Origin of the sequence: Ahrensia marina, from assembly GCF_042140245.1 — a bacterium.
Lineage (GTDB): Bacteria > Pseudomonadota > Alphaproteobacteria > Rhizobiales > MH13 > MH13.
This window is the reverse complement of record NZ_CP159483.1, coordinates 2,970,764-2,986,489: the sequence shown is the minus strand read 5'-3', so window position 1 is coordinate 2,986,489 and position 15,726 is coordinate 2,970,764. Positions and strand designations below refer to the sequence as shown.

The 15,726-nt window shown below is 57.3% G+C and carries 12 protein-coding genes; 6 read left to right on the top strand and 6 right to left on the bottom strand.

The window, feature by feature from the left end; all coding sequences use genetic code 11:
- Window positions 1–160 precede the first annotated feature (160 nt).
- Both ABWH92_RS14560 and ABWH92_RS14555 read left to right on the top strand, forming a co-directional pair.
- On the top strand, window positions 161–922 hold the full coding sequence (locus ABWH92_RS14560; RefSeq protein ID WP_375569538.1) for a LuxR C-terminal-related transcriptional regulator: 762 nt from the start codon (window positions 161–163) through the stop codon (window positions 920–922).
- Between the two features lie 329 nt (window positions 923–1,251).
- Window positions 1,252–2,292, top strand: coding sequence for a hypothetical protein (locus ABWH92_RS14555; RefSeq protein ID WP_375569536.1), 1,041 nt, complete (start codon window positions 1,252–1,254; stop codon window positions 2,290–2,292).
- Between the two features lie 22 nt (window positions 2,293–2,314).
- On the opposite strand, the gene ABWH92_RS14550 is transcribed toward ABWH92_RS14555, so the two are convergent.
- Window positions 2,315–3,427, bottom strand: a complete 1,113-nt coding sequence (locus tag ABWH92_RS14550; RefSeq protein ID WP_375569534.1) for a linear amide C-N hydrolase — start codon at window positions 3,425–3,427, stop codon at window positions 2,315–2,317.
- Between the two features lie 86 nt (window positions 3,428–3,513).
- Between ABWH92_RS14550 and ABWH92_RS14545 the strand changes: the two genes are divergently transcribed.
- Window positions 3,514–4,326, top strand: coding sequence for a LytTR family DNA-binding domain-containing protein (locus tag ABWH92_RS14545; RefSeq protein WP_375569533.1), 813 nt, complete (start codon window positions 3,514–3,516; stop codon window positions 4,324–4,326).
- Between the two features lie 30 nt (window positions 4,327–4,356).
- Here ABWH92_RS14545 and ABWH92_RS14540 read toward each other — a convergent pair whose 3' ends face one another.
- The 3 genes from ABWH92_RS14540 to bcp form a co-directional block, all read right to left on the bottom strand.
- Window positions 4,357–5,712, bottom strand: coding sequence for a M23 family metallopeptidase (locus ABWH92_RS14540; RefSeq protein WP_375569531.1), 1,356 nt, complete (start codon window positions 5,710–5,712; stop codon window positions 4,357–4,359).
- A 144-nt stretch (window positions 5,713–5,856) separates the two neighbouring features.
- Window positions 5,857–6,666, bottom strand: coding sequence for a ferritin-like domain-containing protein (locus ABWH92_RS14535; RefSeq protein WP_375569529.1), 810 nt, complete (start codon window positions 6,664–6,666; stop codon window positions 5,857–5,859).
- Between the two features lie 7 nt (window positions 6,667–6,673).
- A complete protein-coding gene (gene bcp / locus ABWH92_RS14530) occupies window positions 6,674–7,156 on the bottom strand; it encodes a thioredoxin-dependent thiol peroxidase (RefSeq protein ID WP_375569527.1) in 483 nt (160 codons plus the stop codon).
- A gap of 307 nt (window positions 7,157–7,463) precedes the next feature.
- On the opposite strand from bcp, the gene ABWH92_RS14525 reads away from it, so the two are divergent.
- Window positions 7,464–11,006 carry a hypothetical protein gene (locus ABWH92_RS14525; RefSeq protein WP_375569525.1) on the top strand — a complete coding sequence of 1,181 codons (3,543 nt, stop codon included), beginning with the start codon at window positions 7,464–7,466 and terminating at the stop codon, window positions 11,004–11,006.
- 13 nt (window positions 11,007–11,019) lie between these two features.
- Here the strand turns inward: ABWH92_RS14525 and tyrS are convergent, their stop codons facing one another.
- Window positions 11,020–12,273, bottom strand: coding sequence for a tyrosine--tRNA ligase (gene tyrS / locus ABWH92_RS14520; RefSeq protein WP_375569523.1), 1,254 nt, complete (start codon window positions 12,271–12,273; stop codon window positions 11,020–11,022).
- Between the two features lie 99 nt (window positions 12,274–12,372).
- Between tyrS and ABWH92_RS14515 the strand changes: the two genes are divergently transcribed.
- On the top strand, window positions 12,373–13,491 hold the full coding sequence (locus tag ABWH92_RS14515) for an anhydro-N-acetylmuramic acid kinase (RefSeq protein WP_375569521.1): 1,119 nt from the start codon (window positions 12,373–12,375) through the stop codon (window positions 13,489–13,491).
- Window positions 13,492–13,532: 41 nt separating this feature from the next.
- On the opposite strand, the gene ABWH92_RS14510 is transcribed toward ABWH92_RS14515, so the two are convergent.
- Window positions 13,533–14,186, bottom strand: a complete 654-nt coding sequence (locus tag ABWH92_RS14510) for an alpha/beta hydrolase (RefSeq protein ID WP_375569519.1) — start codon at window positions 14,184–14,186, stop codon at window positions 13,533–13,535.
- A gap of 280 nt (window positions 14,187–14,466) precedes the next feature.
- Here ABWH92_RS14510 and ABWH92_RS14505 point away from each other — a divergent pair, with 280 nt between their 5' ends.
- On the top strand, window positions 14,467–15,693 hold the full coding sequence (locus ABWH92_RS14505; protein ID WP_375569517.1) for a cysteine desulfurase family protein: 1,227 nt from the start codon (window positions 14,467–14,469) through the stop codon (window positions 15,691–15,693).
- Window positions 15,694–15,726: the final 33 nt, after the last annotated feature.

Below are 15,726 nucleotides of genomic sequence, written 5' to 3'. Positions count from 1 at the left end.
CAGATTGCCGGGGCTTGCTTTTGCAACGGGGACGTGCAGGCTCGCGTAACCCGCGTTCGCCTGCAATCAGGCTCTGGTTTCACTACGACAGTCGAGGGGATTGAGCGCTTCCTTTGGCTTGCAAGCCCTATCGGCTCGTCCGAGCCGCCCGTTGTCTTCCATGAATTCTGATCGTCTCGTCAGCACAGTTTCTGCTTTTGAACAGAGCCAAACGGCACAAGATGTCGTCGAGGTGTTCGTCCACGCAATTCTTACACTTGGCTTTCAAGGCTTCGTCGCCGCCGACATTGATATGCAGGATCGGTGGAAACTGCTTCTGTACACCTCGATGTACGCTTTCTTTAAACCGCTCGATGGTGCTGCACCCTGGTGGTCAGATGATCCGGTGGCGGCCCGGCTGGCCACCGGCGAAGTGCGACCTTTTCGTGTGGAAGATGCGTGGGCCAACCCTTTGCCGTCGGCCAAGGATCGCTGGGACTACATCGTGGCAAGCGGCTATGGACAAGGCTGGGTCTTGCCAACAGCCAAGCCTGGCTATGCGGGTGGTATTGTTTTGTTTTCGCAAAACAATGGGTCTGCCAGGCAGGAGCAAGACTTGCAGCTTGGTGAGTTGCACCTGCTTGCAAGTTATTTCCACGCTTTTGTCACCGAGCGTGATCCAGATCCCGATGATCGCTACTTTATCCGTAACACACTTGGGATCCGTTCCTTTAAGGGTCGAAAGGCCCATCTGGCCCCACGCGAGATTGCCTGCTTGCGCTGGTGCGCTTTTGGCAAGACCGCCGACGAAATCGCCTATCTGGAAAACATCAGCGTGCACACTGTGCGGCAGTATCTGAAACTGGCCATGCGCAAGCTTGACTCCAAATCACAGGCACAGGCCGTCGCCCGCGGCTTGACCTACGGGCTCTTCAAAATCTGATGTGAAACAGTCCCAATATTAGGGAGTGTTCAGACCGCCTACCGATACGCTTAGTTCCGGCCTCGAAAGTTCAGGCGTATCGGGGGTGTCTTATGGGGCTGTTTTCGCGTGTTTTTATGGCTGGTGTTTCAGCCACAATGGGTTTGGTTGGCTACGGGTTTTTGGGAGCTCAAAACGCGCATGCGATAACGCTTCCACTCAGTGTTTGCCAAGCTCAGGTTGGGTCTACCAGCGCCCCATTTGTTACTGGTTGTTCCTGCTCTGGCTCGACCTTGATTACCACATTCACGTCAGGGCCTAACAGCACGTCCTCTGGAAACTCTGCTTGCATGTCCAGTGGGTCATCCACGATGGATCGCATCAAGCACAGCTCGGCTGGTAGCTTAATCCGTCCAGGCGTACGGGTTTCCGACCGCCTTGCTGTCTCTGGGCTGGCATGGGGCAACCAGACCGTCCAAGACGGGCAGGCCCGCCCACAAGACATGGATTATTCCGGCATAGGCAGCACGTTTGAGCCAAACAACCCATTGTTTGGCTATGCACCGACCCAGGAATCTGGCTTCCACAGACCCTTCGCTGCCATCGATAGGAGCATTCGCGAAACATCGGCTGCGTTTTCTTCCGTTGGTGGTGTTCGATTTTCAACGCCTCGCTTTGACGGCGTAACCACCGATTTCAACGTCCGCAGCATCAGCGTTGATAGCCCGTTCGTGGACACGGAGGTTACCGACTTTCAAAACGATAGCTTCATCACCTACTCGCTTGCCTCGCGCTTGCAGGTGCAGGCCGGACTGCTGAACTCCTACTCGCGCGTGGAAACACAAGGTGGCGGCGAACTGGATGTATGGCGCTCAGAACTCTATGGCGGCGGCTTTGTGGGTGTGCTGCCATGGTTGTGGCTTGATGGATCCGTCGGCATTGGCTTTGCCGACTTCGATGCCAACACAGCGGCCAACACGGTTGATGAAACATCGCTGCTCTTCTCCACCAATGGTGGCGCGACGGTCATTGCCGGTCACCCGGACTCACCATGGGCAGCCTCTGGGCGCGTCGGTGTCAATTTCTTGCACGTCGGCACATCACCTGATGAGGTTAATCAAACCAAATTTGATCTCACCGCACGTGTTGGCCGCAGGATGGATTGGGGGCCAGGTGGTGGCGCGGCGTATCTTGGATATATCGGCTCCACTGCCCTGGCGAACGCCGCGGTTCCTGGGCAGGATTGGACCAACCAAATCGAGGCCGGGGTGATCTTCGCGCTGCCCGATTTGGGTGTCTTGCGCTTGAGCGGAGATGTGCTGGTTGGCGATGCAGATGTCGAGAACTACTCAGCCAAGCTGACCTTTCATCTCTTTCCCAATCGTGGCTAAGCGATTGCGGAGTTGGATCAGGTCACCGATGGCAGTGCAGGGCATGCAACTGAGCTTGGGTTAGTGGCTCAGCGATGTCAGCAGGCAGGCCGATCGTGTCAACAAACCCATCAAGCACCGTGGTCAGTGTGCCCACCAAGCCTGCCTGGTGAAGCGTTGGAAACGTCAACATGTTGTCAGGCGTCGACAGATCATCAAGGCTCTGCCCGCGTGGCCAGCTTGAACACGCGAAATCGACCTGCGCCATGTCGATCTGCCATCGACGATCATCATCAGGGAAGGTGAAATGGATCATGCCGCCACGTGGATCAAAAACCACCTGCCACCGCGTTTGCGCATTTTGAACGGAAAGCAACGCGTCAAACGCGTCATCCACCGCAACGGCATCTCGCTGGTTAGCCGCTGAAGCTGCAAGAGCAAACCGTTCTTGGTTGCTAGGCTCATGGTCCAAGGAACTCGGCGGCAAGGGTGTTGATCCTCCAAACCCGGCATAGACCTCGATATCGCGCAAAAGGACCTCATAGCTGGAGTTTGTTAGCGCGCGTATGGGCATATCCTCGCCCATATGAATGTGCATGCCACCCCGCGTTGGGGTCACGATGGCTGTTGCACCAGCCGCGTCAGCAACGAAGTAATGGATGGGCACCAGTGCCTGAACGGAGGCTCCATGAAAAAGCTGTGCAGCTTCGTCGACCGACGCGGCGCGATCCAGCACCATCTGGATTAATTCCAACTCGTTCACGATGGCGCTATCGATGATGGAAGGGAAGATCACATCGTCGTTCCACATCAAGGACACAACCAACCCCATCGTGTTGATACCAACCGTCGGCATTCCAAGCCCCATCTGGTTGAACGTGATGCTGCCATGGTCCACGTCCCAACGTGCTGTGCTGCCTTCCATGATTGAGAATCGCTTCGCCTGCGATGGGTTGACGAAAATGTAGCCGCTGCCGACGATGGAGACGTCATAGCTGTAAGCAATCAGCGGATTGTCGTCCGGCCCGATAGCAAAGGTTGAGCAGGCAAGTGCTACCGGAGCGAACAGACAACTGGCCAAAACAGAGGGCCAACGTCTTGATAGCAGTCCGGCAATGTTCAACTTCGCGATGAGGGTGGGCGTGACGCGGGTCATTGCAGGCTGTTGCTCCAAAAGCGAGAAAACACACTCGTCTTTGACCTGCGGTTTGGTTGGCTGAGCAGCAAGCGGAGTTTCGCCAAATGCATCGACACATCGCCAACGTCGCCGAGCAAGCCCTTTTGCACAGAGCCACAGTCGCCTTGATGGGTACGCCTCGGCGCGCATCGATCTTGCTTTTGATCGCCTTCCTTGCTGGTTTGGTCGGTCCCTTTGGTACGACCGCCGGTTTCTTCACTGTTGAACGCTATGTCTATTGGCTTCTTGTGACATTGGGCACGGCCATCCCAGTCCAAGCTGTATTCATGGGCTTTGACCGCTTCATGGGCCACTCGTTCTGGCGTGATGCAACCTGGCTGCCCATCATATCGCTGGTCGCATCAATCCCCGCCACCAGTGTGGTCATTCTCATCGCCACCCTGTTTGGATCACGGATCGATGCCCCTACAGCAAAGGAGCTGTATGGCCAGTGTGCGTTTGTCGTTTTGGCCATTGCGACGATCATGCATTTGGCAACCAGCCAATCGAGGAGAAAGCCTGCCGCTGATCTGCCTGTTCAGCAAGCATTGGCCAAAGAGTCATCTCCACCGATCTTGGATCGCTTGCCCGGCGCACGACGCGGCAGGCTGTTACGCATGAGCGCGCAAGATCACTATGTAGAAGTGGTGACCGATCGAGGCCGGAGCTTGGTAGCGATGCGTTTTCGGGATGCGATTGCTGAGGCGCGACCGGTCAACGGTGCACAGATCCATCGTTCGCACTGGGTTGCTGCAGATGCTGTAACGGCGCGTCGGTCGGTCAATGGCGCGATCCGTCTTGAACTGTCTGATGGCAGTGTTGTGCCTGTCGGACGAACCTTTCGCCGAGCGGCTAAAATGGCCAACGTGCTCTACTGATATCAGATCAGGCTGTGAAAGACTGCTGCTCTACAAGGCGTCAATGCTTTGCCCAGCGCGGACAAAGGGCATGGGATCGATGGCGCGGGTTCCACGACGCACTTCATAATGCAGGTGAGGGCCGGTGCTTCGACCTGTGGAGCCGATACGACCAATAACATCGCCGCGCTGAACCTGGGTCCCCGGTGAAACCAACATGCGTGAGAGATGCGCGAAACGCGTTGAAAGTCCGTGAGGGTGATCGATTTCAATCATCAGCCCATAGCCGCCACGACGGGCTGCGCGTGTCACCACACCGTCAGCTGGTGCGTAGACTGGCGTTCCAGTGGGTGCGGCGTAGTCGATACCGGAGTGAAAAGCTGAGCGCCGCGTGAACGGATCACGTCTGTTACCGAAGCGAGAAGTTAGCCGCGCATTGCGCGCCGGAGCTGCGATAGGAACCAGGTCAATCGCCTCGCGTGCAGCATTTAGATCGGCAAGAGCTCGCTCGGCGTCATCGGCATAGAGTTGAAAGCGATCAGTTTCCGACATAGGGGCGAGCAATGGACCACCCATTGCACTTTCGCCCGTGAGCTGTGTTGGCAATGGGTCCATGGATGCACTGGGCAATGAGACGCGAATGCCCAACCCACCAACAGCGTCAACAATGGCATCGGCTTCATGATTGGCTTCAGCAGAAAGGCCTGCGAGCGCGATCATCTGGTTGTGCTCGCGCGCTTCCAGCGTTTCATCCAGTGTGGTCAACAAACCCGCGGGATCAGTCACGGCTTGCTGCATCACTGTCATGCCACGCTGTGGCGGCAGCTGTGGGATGCTGCCAGTGATCAACTCGCCAGGAGGGATCGGTGCGAAGGCCGACATGTCCGTCGCCATCGTGCCGAGCTGGAGGCGGCTGCCAAGGCTGGCTTCCTGGTTCGGTGGGATCACGGGAGAAGGCGGGGCAGGGCGCGGTACCAGGCCAAGAGAGCCCGCACGATCAAGAATCACATTGAGGCGTGCACCTTGCTCGTAAAGCTGCACATGCTCTGTGAGCAGGCGTTCAACACGCGCTTCATAGGCTTGTTGATTGAGCAGTTGGCGCGAGGTAATGCGATCAATCTCGCGGCGCAGATCTGAGACGCGATCCTCGTAGGCCACTTGGATTTGATGCTGACGTTTGATGGACGCGGTAAAGAGTTCATCGCGAAAGAACAGGTAGCTTGCCGAAGCGATAATCCCAACCGATCCGGCCAAAACAAACAGGACCAGCAATGCCCCCATCCATGGGGCAATGCGCAAAACCTGGACGCTGTCGCCATGGGCAAAAATAATGCGGCGGTCAGCGCGAGCGCGCTTGAGTTGCTTGGCTTGAACGGACTTTTGAAAATCCGCCTGGGACGACGGCATGGCCGATGATCGAGACAAAGACTGCGGCGCACCATTCGCCATTGGGAACCCACCACTGATACACAAACTGTTGCGCCTATCTGGCCCCAGCATGGTTAATGTGAGGTTTAGGACAGGTGGTTTGCGATGGTTTCCCAGTTCCGTTTAATGGCCGGTCAATGGCATCAGCGGTTTGTAAAATCCTGGCGTCAAACCAGCTTCGGCACGCGCTCGATCATTGGTCGGTGGTTTGATGGCGCCTCGAAAATGTTTGCGCACCAAAGCGTGGAATGTGGGTTCAGGTGCGCGTCGGTCGCGGTCGCACAGGTAGCGGAACCATTTCGCGCCGAAGGCCACATGCTTCTTTTCATCATGATAGATCGTACGCAGGATTGCTGCGCTGTCTGGATCTCCCAGTCCTTCCAACGAACGGATGGTTGCGGGCGTGACATCCAGTCCGCGCGCTTCAAGCACCAGGGGAATGATCGCCAGGCGTGCGGTGAGATCAAGACCGGTCGATTGTGCCGCTTCCCATAGCCCGGCATGGGCCGGCAAAGCGCCATAGTGCGAGCCCAGCTCTTTGAGCCGATTGGCCAACAGTTTGAAATGTTTGGCTTCTTCAAGCCCGACCTGCACCCAATTGTCATAGTAAGAGCGCGGCAGGCGGTGCCCTGCTGAACGCGCGATCATGTCCCAGGTGAGATCAACTGCGCTCAGTTCGATATGAGCCAGAGAATGCAGAAGTGCGACGCGCCCCTTCACCCCGCCTTTGGAACGCCGCGGCATGCGGCTGGGTGCGATGAGCTCTGGCTTTTCAGGCCGTCCGGGGTCATCTGGGAGTGTGTTGCGGTCGACTGAGCCAACACCGACCCGTCCAGCAAACCATGCCTTGGCAAGCGCGTAGGCATGGTCTGCTTTGGCGTCCAAGTCAGCCAACCGCACAACGGTGATGGCCTCTTCGGCAAGTGACTTCATGGAGTGCTTAAAGGGCTTTGGTCGCTTCCAAGACTTCATCCACATGGCCGGGAACTTTCACCTTCCGCCACGCTTTTGCGATGGTGCCATCGGCGCCAACCAAGAAGGTTGAGCGCTCCACACCCATGTATTTCTTGCCGTACATCGACTTTTCCACCCAGACGCCATAGGCCTCGGCAACCGTCTTTTCCTCATCCGCTGCCAACTGGATGGTGAGGTCGTACTTCGCGATGAACTTGTCATGCTTGGCCGCCGAATCGGGTGAAATGCCAACAATTGTTGCGCCGAGCGCATCGAAGTCGCCCTTTGCTTCGGAAAACCCGATCGCTTCCTTGGTGCAGCCGGAGGTATCGTCTTTGGGATAAAAATAGACGACCACCGGCTTGCCCTGCAACGCGCTTAGGCTCACCGAACCACCGCCATCGGTGGGAAGCGTAAAGTCGGGGGCTTTTTCGCCTTCAGCAACGCGGTCAGCAGTCGATGCAGTCATGATGTATCTCCAAAAAGTTCAGCGCCACCGGAACAAAGGCTTCGTATGGTTTTGCGGGGAATGAATGATCTGACAAACCCTACGGTTTGACGCAAGCAACAGATCGGCTCGCGATGCCATGCTCCTGCCGTTTGTTGTGCATAGCATTCTACATTAGCCGATGTGAATGTGGCGTTGCGCGACTCCTTACGTTCGGGCAGAACGGTGGGTAGCAAGGGAATCCCGTGTTCACGTGACGCGGTAGAAACGATACAGGTTGCCAAGCGGCAGAGATCGCAGGCGAACGCCTCGGGAGCATGGATCATCCGTGAAGGTTGAAGTGCCATCACAGTCTGAGCTTGTTGCCGAAAACGGCATCAGTCAGCCAGTGTCCGCTGACGACAGCGCACATCCCAACGGGCCAGTCGCTCCGTGGGGACGTGTACGCAAACCCGCCTTGGTAGCAGGCCTCACGATCCTTGCTTTGTTCTTGATGTTGCCGGTGCTCGCTTTGGGAACACCGCCTGGCCAGCGGCTGGTTGAGCAGGCCATTGCCGCACCTCTGCTCGCGCGCCTTGAAGCATCCGCACCAGCGCCCTTCACACTCACCGTCGACGAACTCACGACCCATGTCGGTGGCGCGACCATCCGTGTCGATCTGGTGGGGGCCGTTCTTAGCGCGCCAGGCTTATCGCTCAGCTTGGATGAAATGAGTGTGCGCGTGCGATATCTGGACGTTCTTCGGCGTAACCTGGTTCCGGATCGTATCTCCGTGGAGACGGCGCAGCTGGATGTGGTGGACTTGGAGCCTATGCGCGAGTTCAGTCGCAGCATCCAGAGACCTTCCGCATCCGCGTTTGATAGCCCCGATGTTGCCAGCTTCGATAACTTTGAAGCGCTGGCGCCCGCCACCCAGAGCGAAGAGGCCGAGATTGCAACGCCTGATATGCTCGCAAGCCTGCGGTTGGAAGGCTTAGTCAACGCCTTTGATGCCCTTGATCGCGCGCTGACCGATATCACCGTTGGCGACACGTGGCAGAGTTTGGAAAGCATAACAGTCGATCAGTTGGTGATTGTGCCGCGACCGGATGCTGGCATTCCCTTCTTACGAAACCCTGATGATTTTCAGGTGACGATTGACCGCGAAAACGCCCGCGAGATGATCGCGCGGGTGACAACCACCACGCGCGCTGAACCGCTGTCATTGATCGTGCGCCACGCCGAAAGCGGTGCCCCGGAAGGGCCATCGGTTCTTGCTCGCGTGGCAGGTGCAGAGATCGCCGAGGACGAAGCCTTCTCGCATCTGTTGTTGAGAGGCTTGAAAACCAGCGATGTGACCGACGCGCTGACTGGTGATGGACCTGTCACGTTCGAATCCAATCTTGCCTCCGAAATCGTTGTGACGCGCGATGAAGATGATGGTGCGGTGAACCAGATCGCCGCTCTATTCGAAAGTGATGCAGGTTATCTGGTGGCCAGTCGGCGTGCGGCCACTATCTTGGAATTTGCCTCCGTACCGATGATCTACACCCGTGAGAGCGGGCGGTTCGATATCATCTCCGCGCAGGTCCAGTTTCAAGAAACAGGCGGTGTGTTCAATGGCACACTGGCGCCAGCCGTGCGCGAGGGGCGGCGCGGAATGGCGCTAACCCTCGCTGCCCCCAGCTATCGCTTGGCCATACCACCGGAACCTGAACTCAGCCGAACGCTTCAGCGCGCCCTTGGCAGCGTATCGCTCGAACTCTTTGTTGATGACAGCGGCCGTTTGATCGATCTACCGCTTATGCAGGTGGCCATGGGCGATGTGCGCGTGGCCTATGCTGGTTTGATGGAGCTAACCGAACAGGGGACGTTCGTCTCGCTGGTCGGCCAATCAACGCCCATGCGTGTGCCGCATTTGGCAGCCATGTGGCCGCTTCCTATTTCGCCGCAGGCACGAAGCTGGTTCCTGGAAAATGTTGCCGAAGGCCGACTGGGCGAAAGCACGTTTTCCTTTGCCGCGCGTCTTGAGGATATCGAAGTTGAAGACGGTCGCACCTATCTTGTCGACGACATGCTCAGCCTATCGGCGCCATACCAAAACCTGGTGATGCGCACCGCGGGTGAGTTGCCGGTGGTGTTTGGATTGGATGGAACAATCGAGGTGACGGGGCGCACTGTCCATATGGTCGGTAACGGCGGAGCTGGGCGTTTAGAAACAGGCGAAACGATTGCCGTGCCGAGAGCCGAGTTCTTCATTGCCGATCATGCTGATCCCGATCCCCTAGCTTGGCTTGAGCTGGACTTGGAGGGACCCGCATCTGGTTTTGCTCATATGGCATTGATGGATCCCTTAGAGCTGGAGGATGCGGTTCCCTTCGACCCAGAAACGGTCACAGGGCATGTTGAGCTGTCCTCGCGCATCGAAGCTGTGCTTGCTGATGAGATCGACCGTGACACAGTGCGGGCGTCCACCGAAGCAATCGTGACCGACTTTGCAAGCAGTCAGCCGGTTGAAGGGCGAACCATGTCGGATGGCAATTTCCGCATTCTTGCCGACGAAACGGGGACATCGCTGCTTGGACAGGCACGTTTCGACGGAATCTTGACGGATTTGGACCTAACTCCTGGAACCGATGGCTTGCTGCTGGCCATGGTCTTGGACGCCGATGATCGACGCCAAATGGGTTTGGACTTCGGCGACTATCTAACCGGCACAATTGGTGTAGACCTCGGCCAGGAAAACGCTGATGGCGAGCGCAGAATGGTGATTGACCTTACCGATGCCACCATCGCGATCGCTGAGCTTGGCTACAGAAAGCCCGCTGGTGTTGCCTCACGTGCAAGTTTTACGGTGCGGGAGCGAGATAACCAACGGCAGATTCGCGACCTTGTGGTGGCTGCTGATGGCTTGGCCGTGCGCGGAAGCCTTGATTTTGTAGACGACGAGCTGCGCGTCGCTGAGTTTGAGAGTGTGGCTATTGACGGTATTGGTCGTTTTGCATTGGACCTTACACGCAACAGTCAGAACATATCCGCGCGGCTGACCGGCGATAGGTTTGTTCTCACCCCCGATTTGCTGCGCGGTGATCGAGAAGCTGCAGGTGCGCTGTCGCTTGATGTTGAGGTGGGCGAGCTTGTTACTCAGCAGGGGGCGAGCTTGGCCGACGTGCAGCTCAGATATGCTCAAACCGGAGAGCGCATCACCACCTTTGATCTTCGAGCACGCCATACTGATGGTACAGATTTGGTGGGCACGCTGGCTCCCGCTGGCGCCAGCAACAGTCTGGTGATCTCATCGGGCGATGCTGGGACGTTTCTGCGGTTTTTGGGGCTGTATGAACGCGCCCAAGGTGGCCGTGCCACACTGGTTCTTGATCCACAATCGGTTGGTGGTCGTGTCGCGGGGCAACTGTTGTTGAGCGATTTTGAGATCGTCAACGAACCGGCCATGGAGCGCATCTTCACCAGTGGTCGCGATCAAGCACGCAATGCCAGCGACGTTGTCTTGCCAGGAGAATTTGAAACCGCTGATCGCATCGAAATTGAAGTCACCAACATCACATTTGACCGCACACCTGATCGCCTCATCATTCATGATGCAGAAGGGTGGGGACCATCGCTGGGTGGCAACATTGATGGTGTGATCGACTATGCTGCGAACGAGGTGCGGCTAAGCGGTACCTACGTTCCGTTCTTTACGATCAACAACATTTTCAGCCGGATTCCGATTCTTGGTCAGGCCCTGGGCGGGCGTGACACCGAGGGCCTGCTCGGTGTCACTTTTGCGCTAACTGGCAGCGTGGATAGCCCGCAGTTGGAGGTCAACCCGATGTCAATTTTGGCACCGGGCGTCTTCCGTAACATCTTTGAATACCAGCAGGGTGGCTAGTACCAGCCGGCCATCAAACTGGCTTGAGAAGAACATGCTTCTTCTTGCCAAGCGAGAGTTTGATAGCCCCATCAAGCACATCGCTGGTTAGCAAGACGCGGCGTTCATCCTGGCTTTGCTCGTCATTGATCCGTACTGAGCCGCCTTTGACGTGGCGGCGCACTTCACCGTTTGATGAGGCCAGGCCCGCTTCCACATAAGCTGCAAGCACACCAAGACCTTCCTCCAGGCGTGAGGAGGCGATTTCAACCGTTGGCATATCGGCCGACAGAGCACCTTGCTCAAAGACTTTTTCGGCGGCATCCGCCGCTTTGGCGGCCTCATCCGCACCATGCAGCAGCGTGGTTGCGGCATTGGCGAGCGCCTTTTTCGCCTCATTGATCTCAGCACCTTCCAGCGCTTCAAGCCGCGCGATTTCCTCCATCGGCAGAGTTGTGAAAAGCTTCAGAAAGCGACCCACATCGCTGTCTTCAGTGTTCCGCCAAAACTGCCAGTAATCATAAGGGCTGCACATCGCCGCATCGAGCCAGACAGCACCTTCAGCGGTTTTACCCATCTTTGTGCCAGACGCGGTCGTGAGCAGTGGCGTGGTCAGCGCGAACAGCGATGCCCCTTCCATACGACGACCAAGATCAATGCCGGAGAGAATGTTGCCCCATTGGTCCGATCCGCCCATTTGCAGGCGACAACCGGTGCGACGGAAAAGTTCAACATAGTCAAAGGCCTGAAGCACCATGTAGTTGAACTCTAGAAAGGACAGGTGTTGCTCGCGTTCCAAGCGCAGGCGCACGGCATCACGTTGGATCATCTGATTGACCGATAGGTGCTGACCAACATCGCGCAACAGATCGACATAGTGCAGACCAAGCAACCAATCGGCATTGTCCACCATGGAGGCGGGTGTTTCTCCGCCTTCGAAATCGAGAAACTGAGCGAATACTTTTTGGATGCCGACCTTGTTTTCCTCAATCCGCTCAGCGGTGAGCATTTGCCGGCTCTCATCTTTACCCGATGGATCACCGACGCGCGTCGTCCCTCCGCCCATCAGCACGATGGGCGTGTTACCGGTTTGCTGGAACCAATGCAGCATCATGATCTGAACAAGCGAACCCACATGAAGGGAGGGCGCGGTGCAGTCGAATCCGATATAGCAGGTCAGCGGTCCGTCCTTGAGGGCTGCATCCAAGCCGTCCGCATCGGACAGCTGATGGATAAAACCGCGTTCAGAAAGCGCGCGCAGGAAGTCGGATTGAAAGGACTGTGTCATGGGTCTGCTGATGGTTTGGGGGAAACGGCGTCTTTGGACTTTAAGACCCGGCTCTTGCCATGCCCTCCAGTCCTTTGCAACGCGTGACGGTGTGCAAGCATGATGCGGGCCATTGGTACAATGAGCGGTACATCTATGGATGGTGTGGATGTTGCGCTTATTGAGACGGACGGAATGGGCGAGGTCGGCGCGGTGCAAGACGCGCATCTAACGCTGGACTATTCACCTGATGAACGTGCTGTTCTGTTCCAGGCCGTTGAAACGGCGCTCGCGATCAACGCGCGCGAGGCGGTTGATCACCCGGATGCGAAGGCGGCCGCCGCACTCTCCACCCGTCGTCATGCTGAGGCATTGGTTGCGCTTCAGAAAACGCTGGCAGTACCCGCTGATGTGATTGGGTATCATGGGCAAACGGTGCTGCATCGGCCCAACCCCAGCGAGCCATCAAAGGCGTTTACGCTGCAATTGGGTGATGCTCAAATCCTCGCAGATGCCACGGGTTTACCGATCGTCTATGACTTCCGCAGCGCAGACGTGGAGGCGGGCGGCCAGGGCGCACCGCTTGCGCCCCTCTACCACCAAGCGTTGATTGCATCGCGAACCAGGTTGCCTGCAGCGATCTTGAACTTGGGCGGCATCGCCAACATCACGCTGATCCAGGACACCAACCCAGAGAGCCTGCTTGCTGCCGATGTTGGCCCGGCAAACGTGTTTATGGATGATCTCCTGCTGGAGCGCGAAGGCGTCGCTTTTGATGAGCGTGGCGCGCTCGCTGCATCGGGAGCGCCTGATCTGGATGTGGTGCGGGCGTTCTTCACTGACCCTTTTTTTACCCAAGACGGACCGAAGTCGCTGGATCGCTACAGCTTTGCCGCGCCCGATCTCGCGCACCTTAGCACCGCTGACGCCCTGGCCACGCTCGCCCAACTGACCATTCGAAGTGTGGTCAGTGCTGTCGCTGATTTGCCTGAAACGCCCAATGCTTTGTTCGTGGCTGGGGGTGGCGTTCAAAACACATTCATCATGCGTGAGCTTGCCCGCCAGCTGCCTTGCTCGGTTGCGCCGTTGGATACGCTTGGCGCCAGTGCCGCGATGCTGGAGGCTGAAGCGTTCGCCTATCTGGCGGTACGCCACATGCATGGAATGCCGACCAGCTATCCCAGCACCACCGGCGTTTTGGCGCCAACTGTGGGTGGAAAGCTCATCCACCCGCAGTAGCAGCCAAGACGCACCCAGACTCGACCAACCGGCGTTGCCGGTTAGCGCATGCCAGGGTTAGCCAGACGGAAGTCCAGATACTCGCTGCACCGGCGATCAAGGTCTTCCAACTTGCCTTCAAAGAAGTGGTTGGCGCCTTCCACCGTTTGATGGTCGATTGTGATGCCCTTTTGGGTTTTCAATTTGTCCACCAGCGCCTGAACGGCTGGCTCCGGAACGACCTTATCCTCATCACCATGGATGATGAGACCTGAGGACGGGCAGGGGGCCAAGAAGGAAAAATCATGCAGGTTGGCTGGCGGGGCGACGGACATGAAGCCGGCAACTTCTGGACGACGCATCAACAGCTGCATGCCAATCCAGGCGCCAAACGAGAAACCAGCAATCCAAGTGAAGCGCGAATCAGGGTTTTGCGCTTGCAGCCAATCCAACGACCCGGCTGCGTCGGCGAGTTCGCCAACCCCATGATCGAAATAGCCCTGTGATCGCCCCACACCGCGTGAGTTGAAGCGCAGCACCGAGAACCCGCGCTCCACGAACATGTAGTAGAGTTGGTAGACGATGGGGTTGTTCATCGTGCCGCCAAACTGCGGATGCGGGTGCAGGATGATTGCTGTTGGAGCACCACGCTCGGGGGCGGGGTGCAGCCGCCCTTCCAGACGACCAGAGGGACCTTGGTAAATAAGTTCGGGCATGATACGAAATGTTGCCTTCTATTTTCAACAAATCAGGCCGAGCGTCTTGACGCACGGCCTGCAAAAAACCTAGAACGGTTCTAATCTTCAACCGCAGGCCTTTGAACCTGTTGGCTGATGCAAGACTTTTCAAGCGCGGGTGCTGCTATTGGCGGCGGCCCGGCTGTCGCGCCGCACTTAACACCAGGCGCTGCTCGAAAAACAAGGTTTTTCGATCCCTTGCTGTCAGCTTTCGCTCATAAGGTGCTGCAAACTTTGGTTTCTTTGCACCGGTCAGCGCATGATGGCGAACAGCCCCAACGCCCCAGTCTATTGTGACTACAACGCGACCAGCCCGCTGCGTCCGGCAGCGCGCGAGGCGATGCTGGTGGCCATGGAAGAGATCGGCAATCCTTCATCCATTCATGGATTTGGTCGCGGGGCCCGCAAGCGCATAGAGGAAGCGCGGATCTCCATCCTCAAAGACCTGGACCTTCTAGACTATCGACTGGCTTTCACCTCGGGCGCCAGCGAAGCGCTGGCCACCTTGCTGACACCTGCCACACAGTCGCTCGCGACCAAGCGCCAGGTCAGCCACCTTTTCATGGCCCCCACAGAGCATGTGGCGGCGCTTCAAGGTCATGGGTTTGATGAATCTGCAGTCATTGCGCTGCCAGTGGATGCCAATGGCCAAGTGGTCCCGGTGATGCTTGGCGAGGCGTTGTCTACCTTACCGGGCGATGCGCAGGCGATGGTGTGCGTGCAGGGCGCGAACAATGAAACCGGTGTTCTGCAACCCATCGAAGAGATCGCAACGCTTTGCGATGTGCATCAAGCGCTCTTCGTCTGCGACCTGGTGCAGTGGGCTGGTAAATGCAGGCTCAGCGACGCGCGCCCGGCCGCCCTTGTTGTGTCGGCGCACAAATTGGGCGGTCCAGCTGGTGTTGGCGCGATCATCTACGATCCGATGCGATTGCACCTCACCAAACCGCTTGTCCGCGGTGGCGGACAGGAGAGGGGCGTTCGTGCTGGAACGGAAAACGCCACCGGTATTGCGGGCTTTGCAGCGGCCATGGGTGCAGCTGTCAGGGCAATGGATGGCGAACAAAGCCGTCTGCAAGAGCTGCGCGAGCGTTTTGAAACCGAGCTTTTGAACAATCATCCCGACGCGATCATTTTCGGCAAAGACGCACCGCGGCTCGCCAACACAAGTTGCTTTGCGATCCCTGGACATCAAGCTGCATTGGCACTGATGCAACTGGATCTTGATGGCATCGCGCTGTCCTCAGGCTCGGCGTGTTCCAGCGGGAAGGTAAAGGCAAGCCACGTTCTCAGCGCCATGAATGTGAGCCCCGACATTGCCGACTGTGCCTTGCGGCTCAGCCTCGGTTTTCAGTCGAGCGCCGATGATGTCGACCGTGTTTTGGCGTCTATCGCGCGCTGGTCGACCCGGAAAACTGTGCCTCCAGATAAAATCAGCGGGAAAAATGCAAATTTAACGCAATCTGCCATTGGTGAATCTGCGTAGAGTCGTTATACAATTTGGAATGATTTTAAAGTG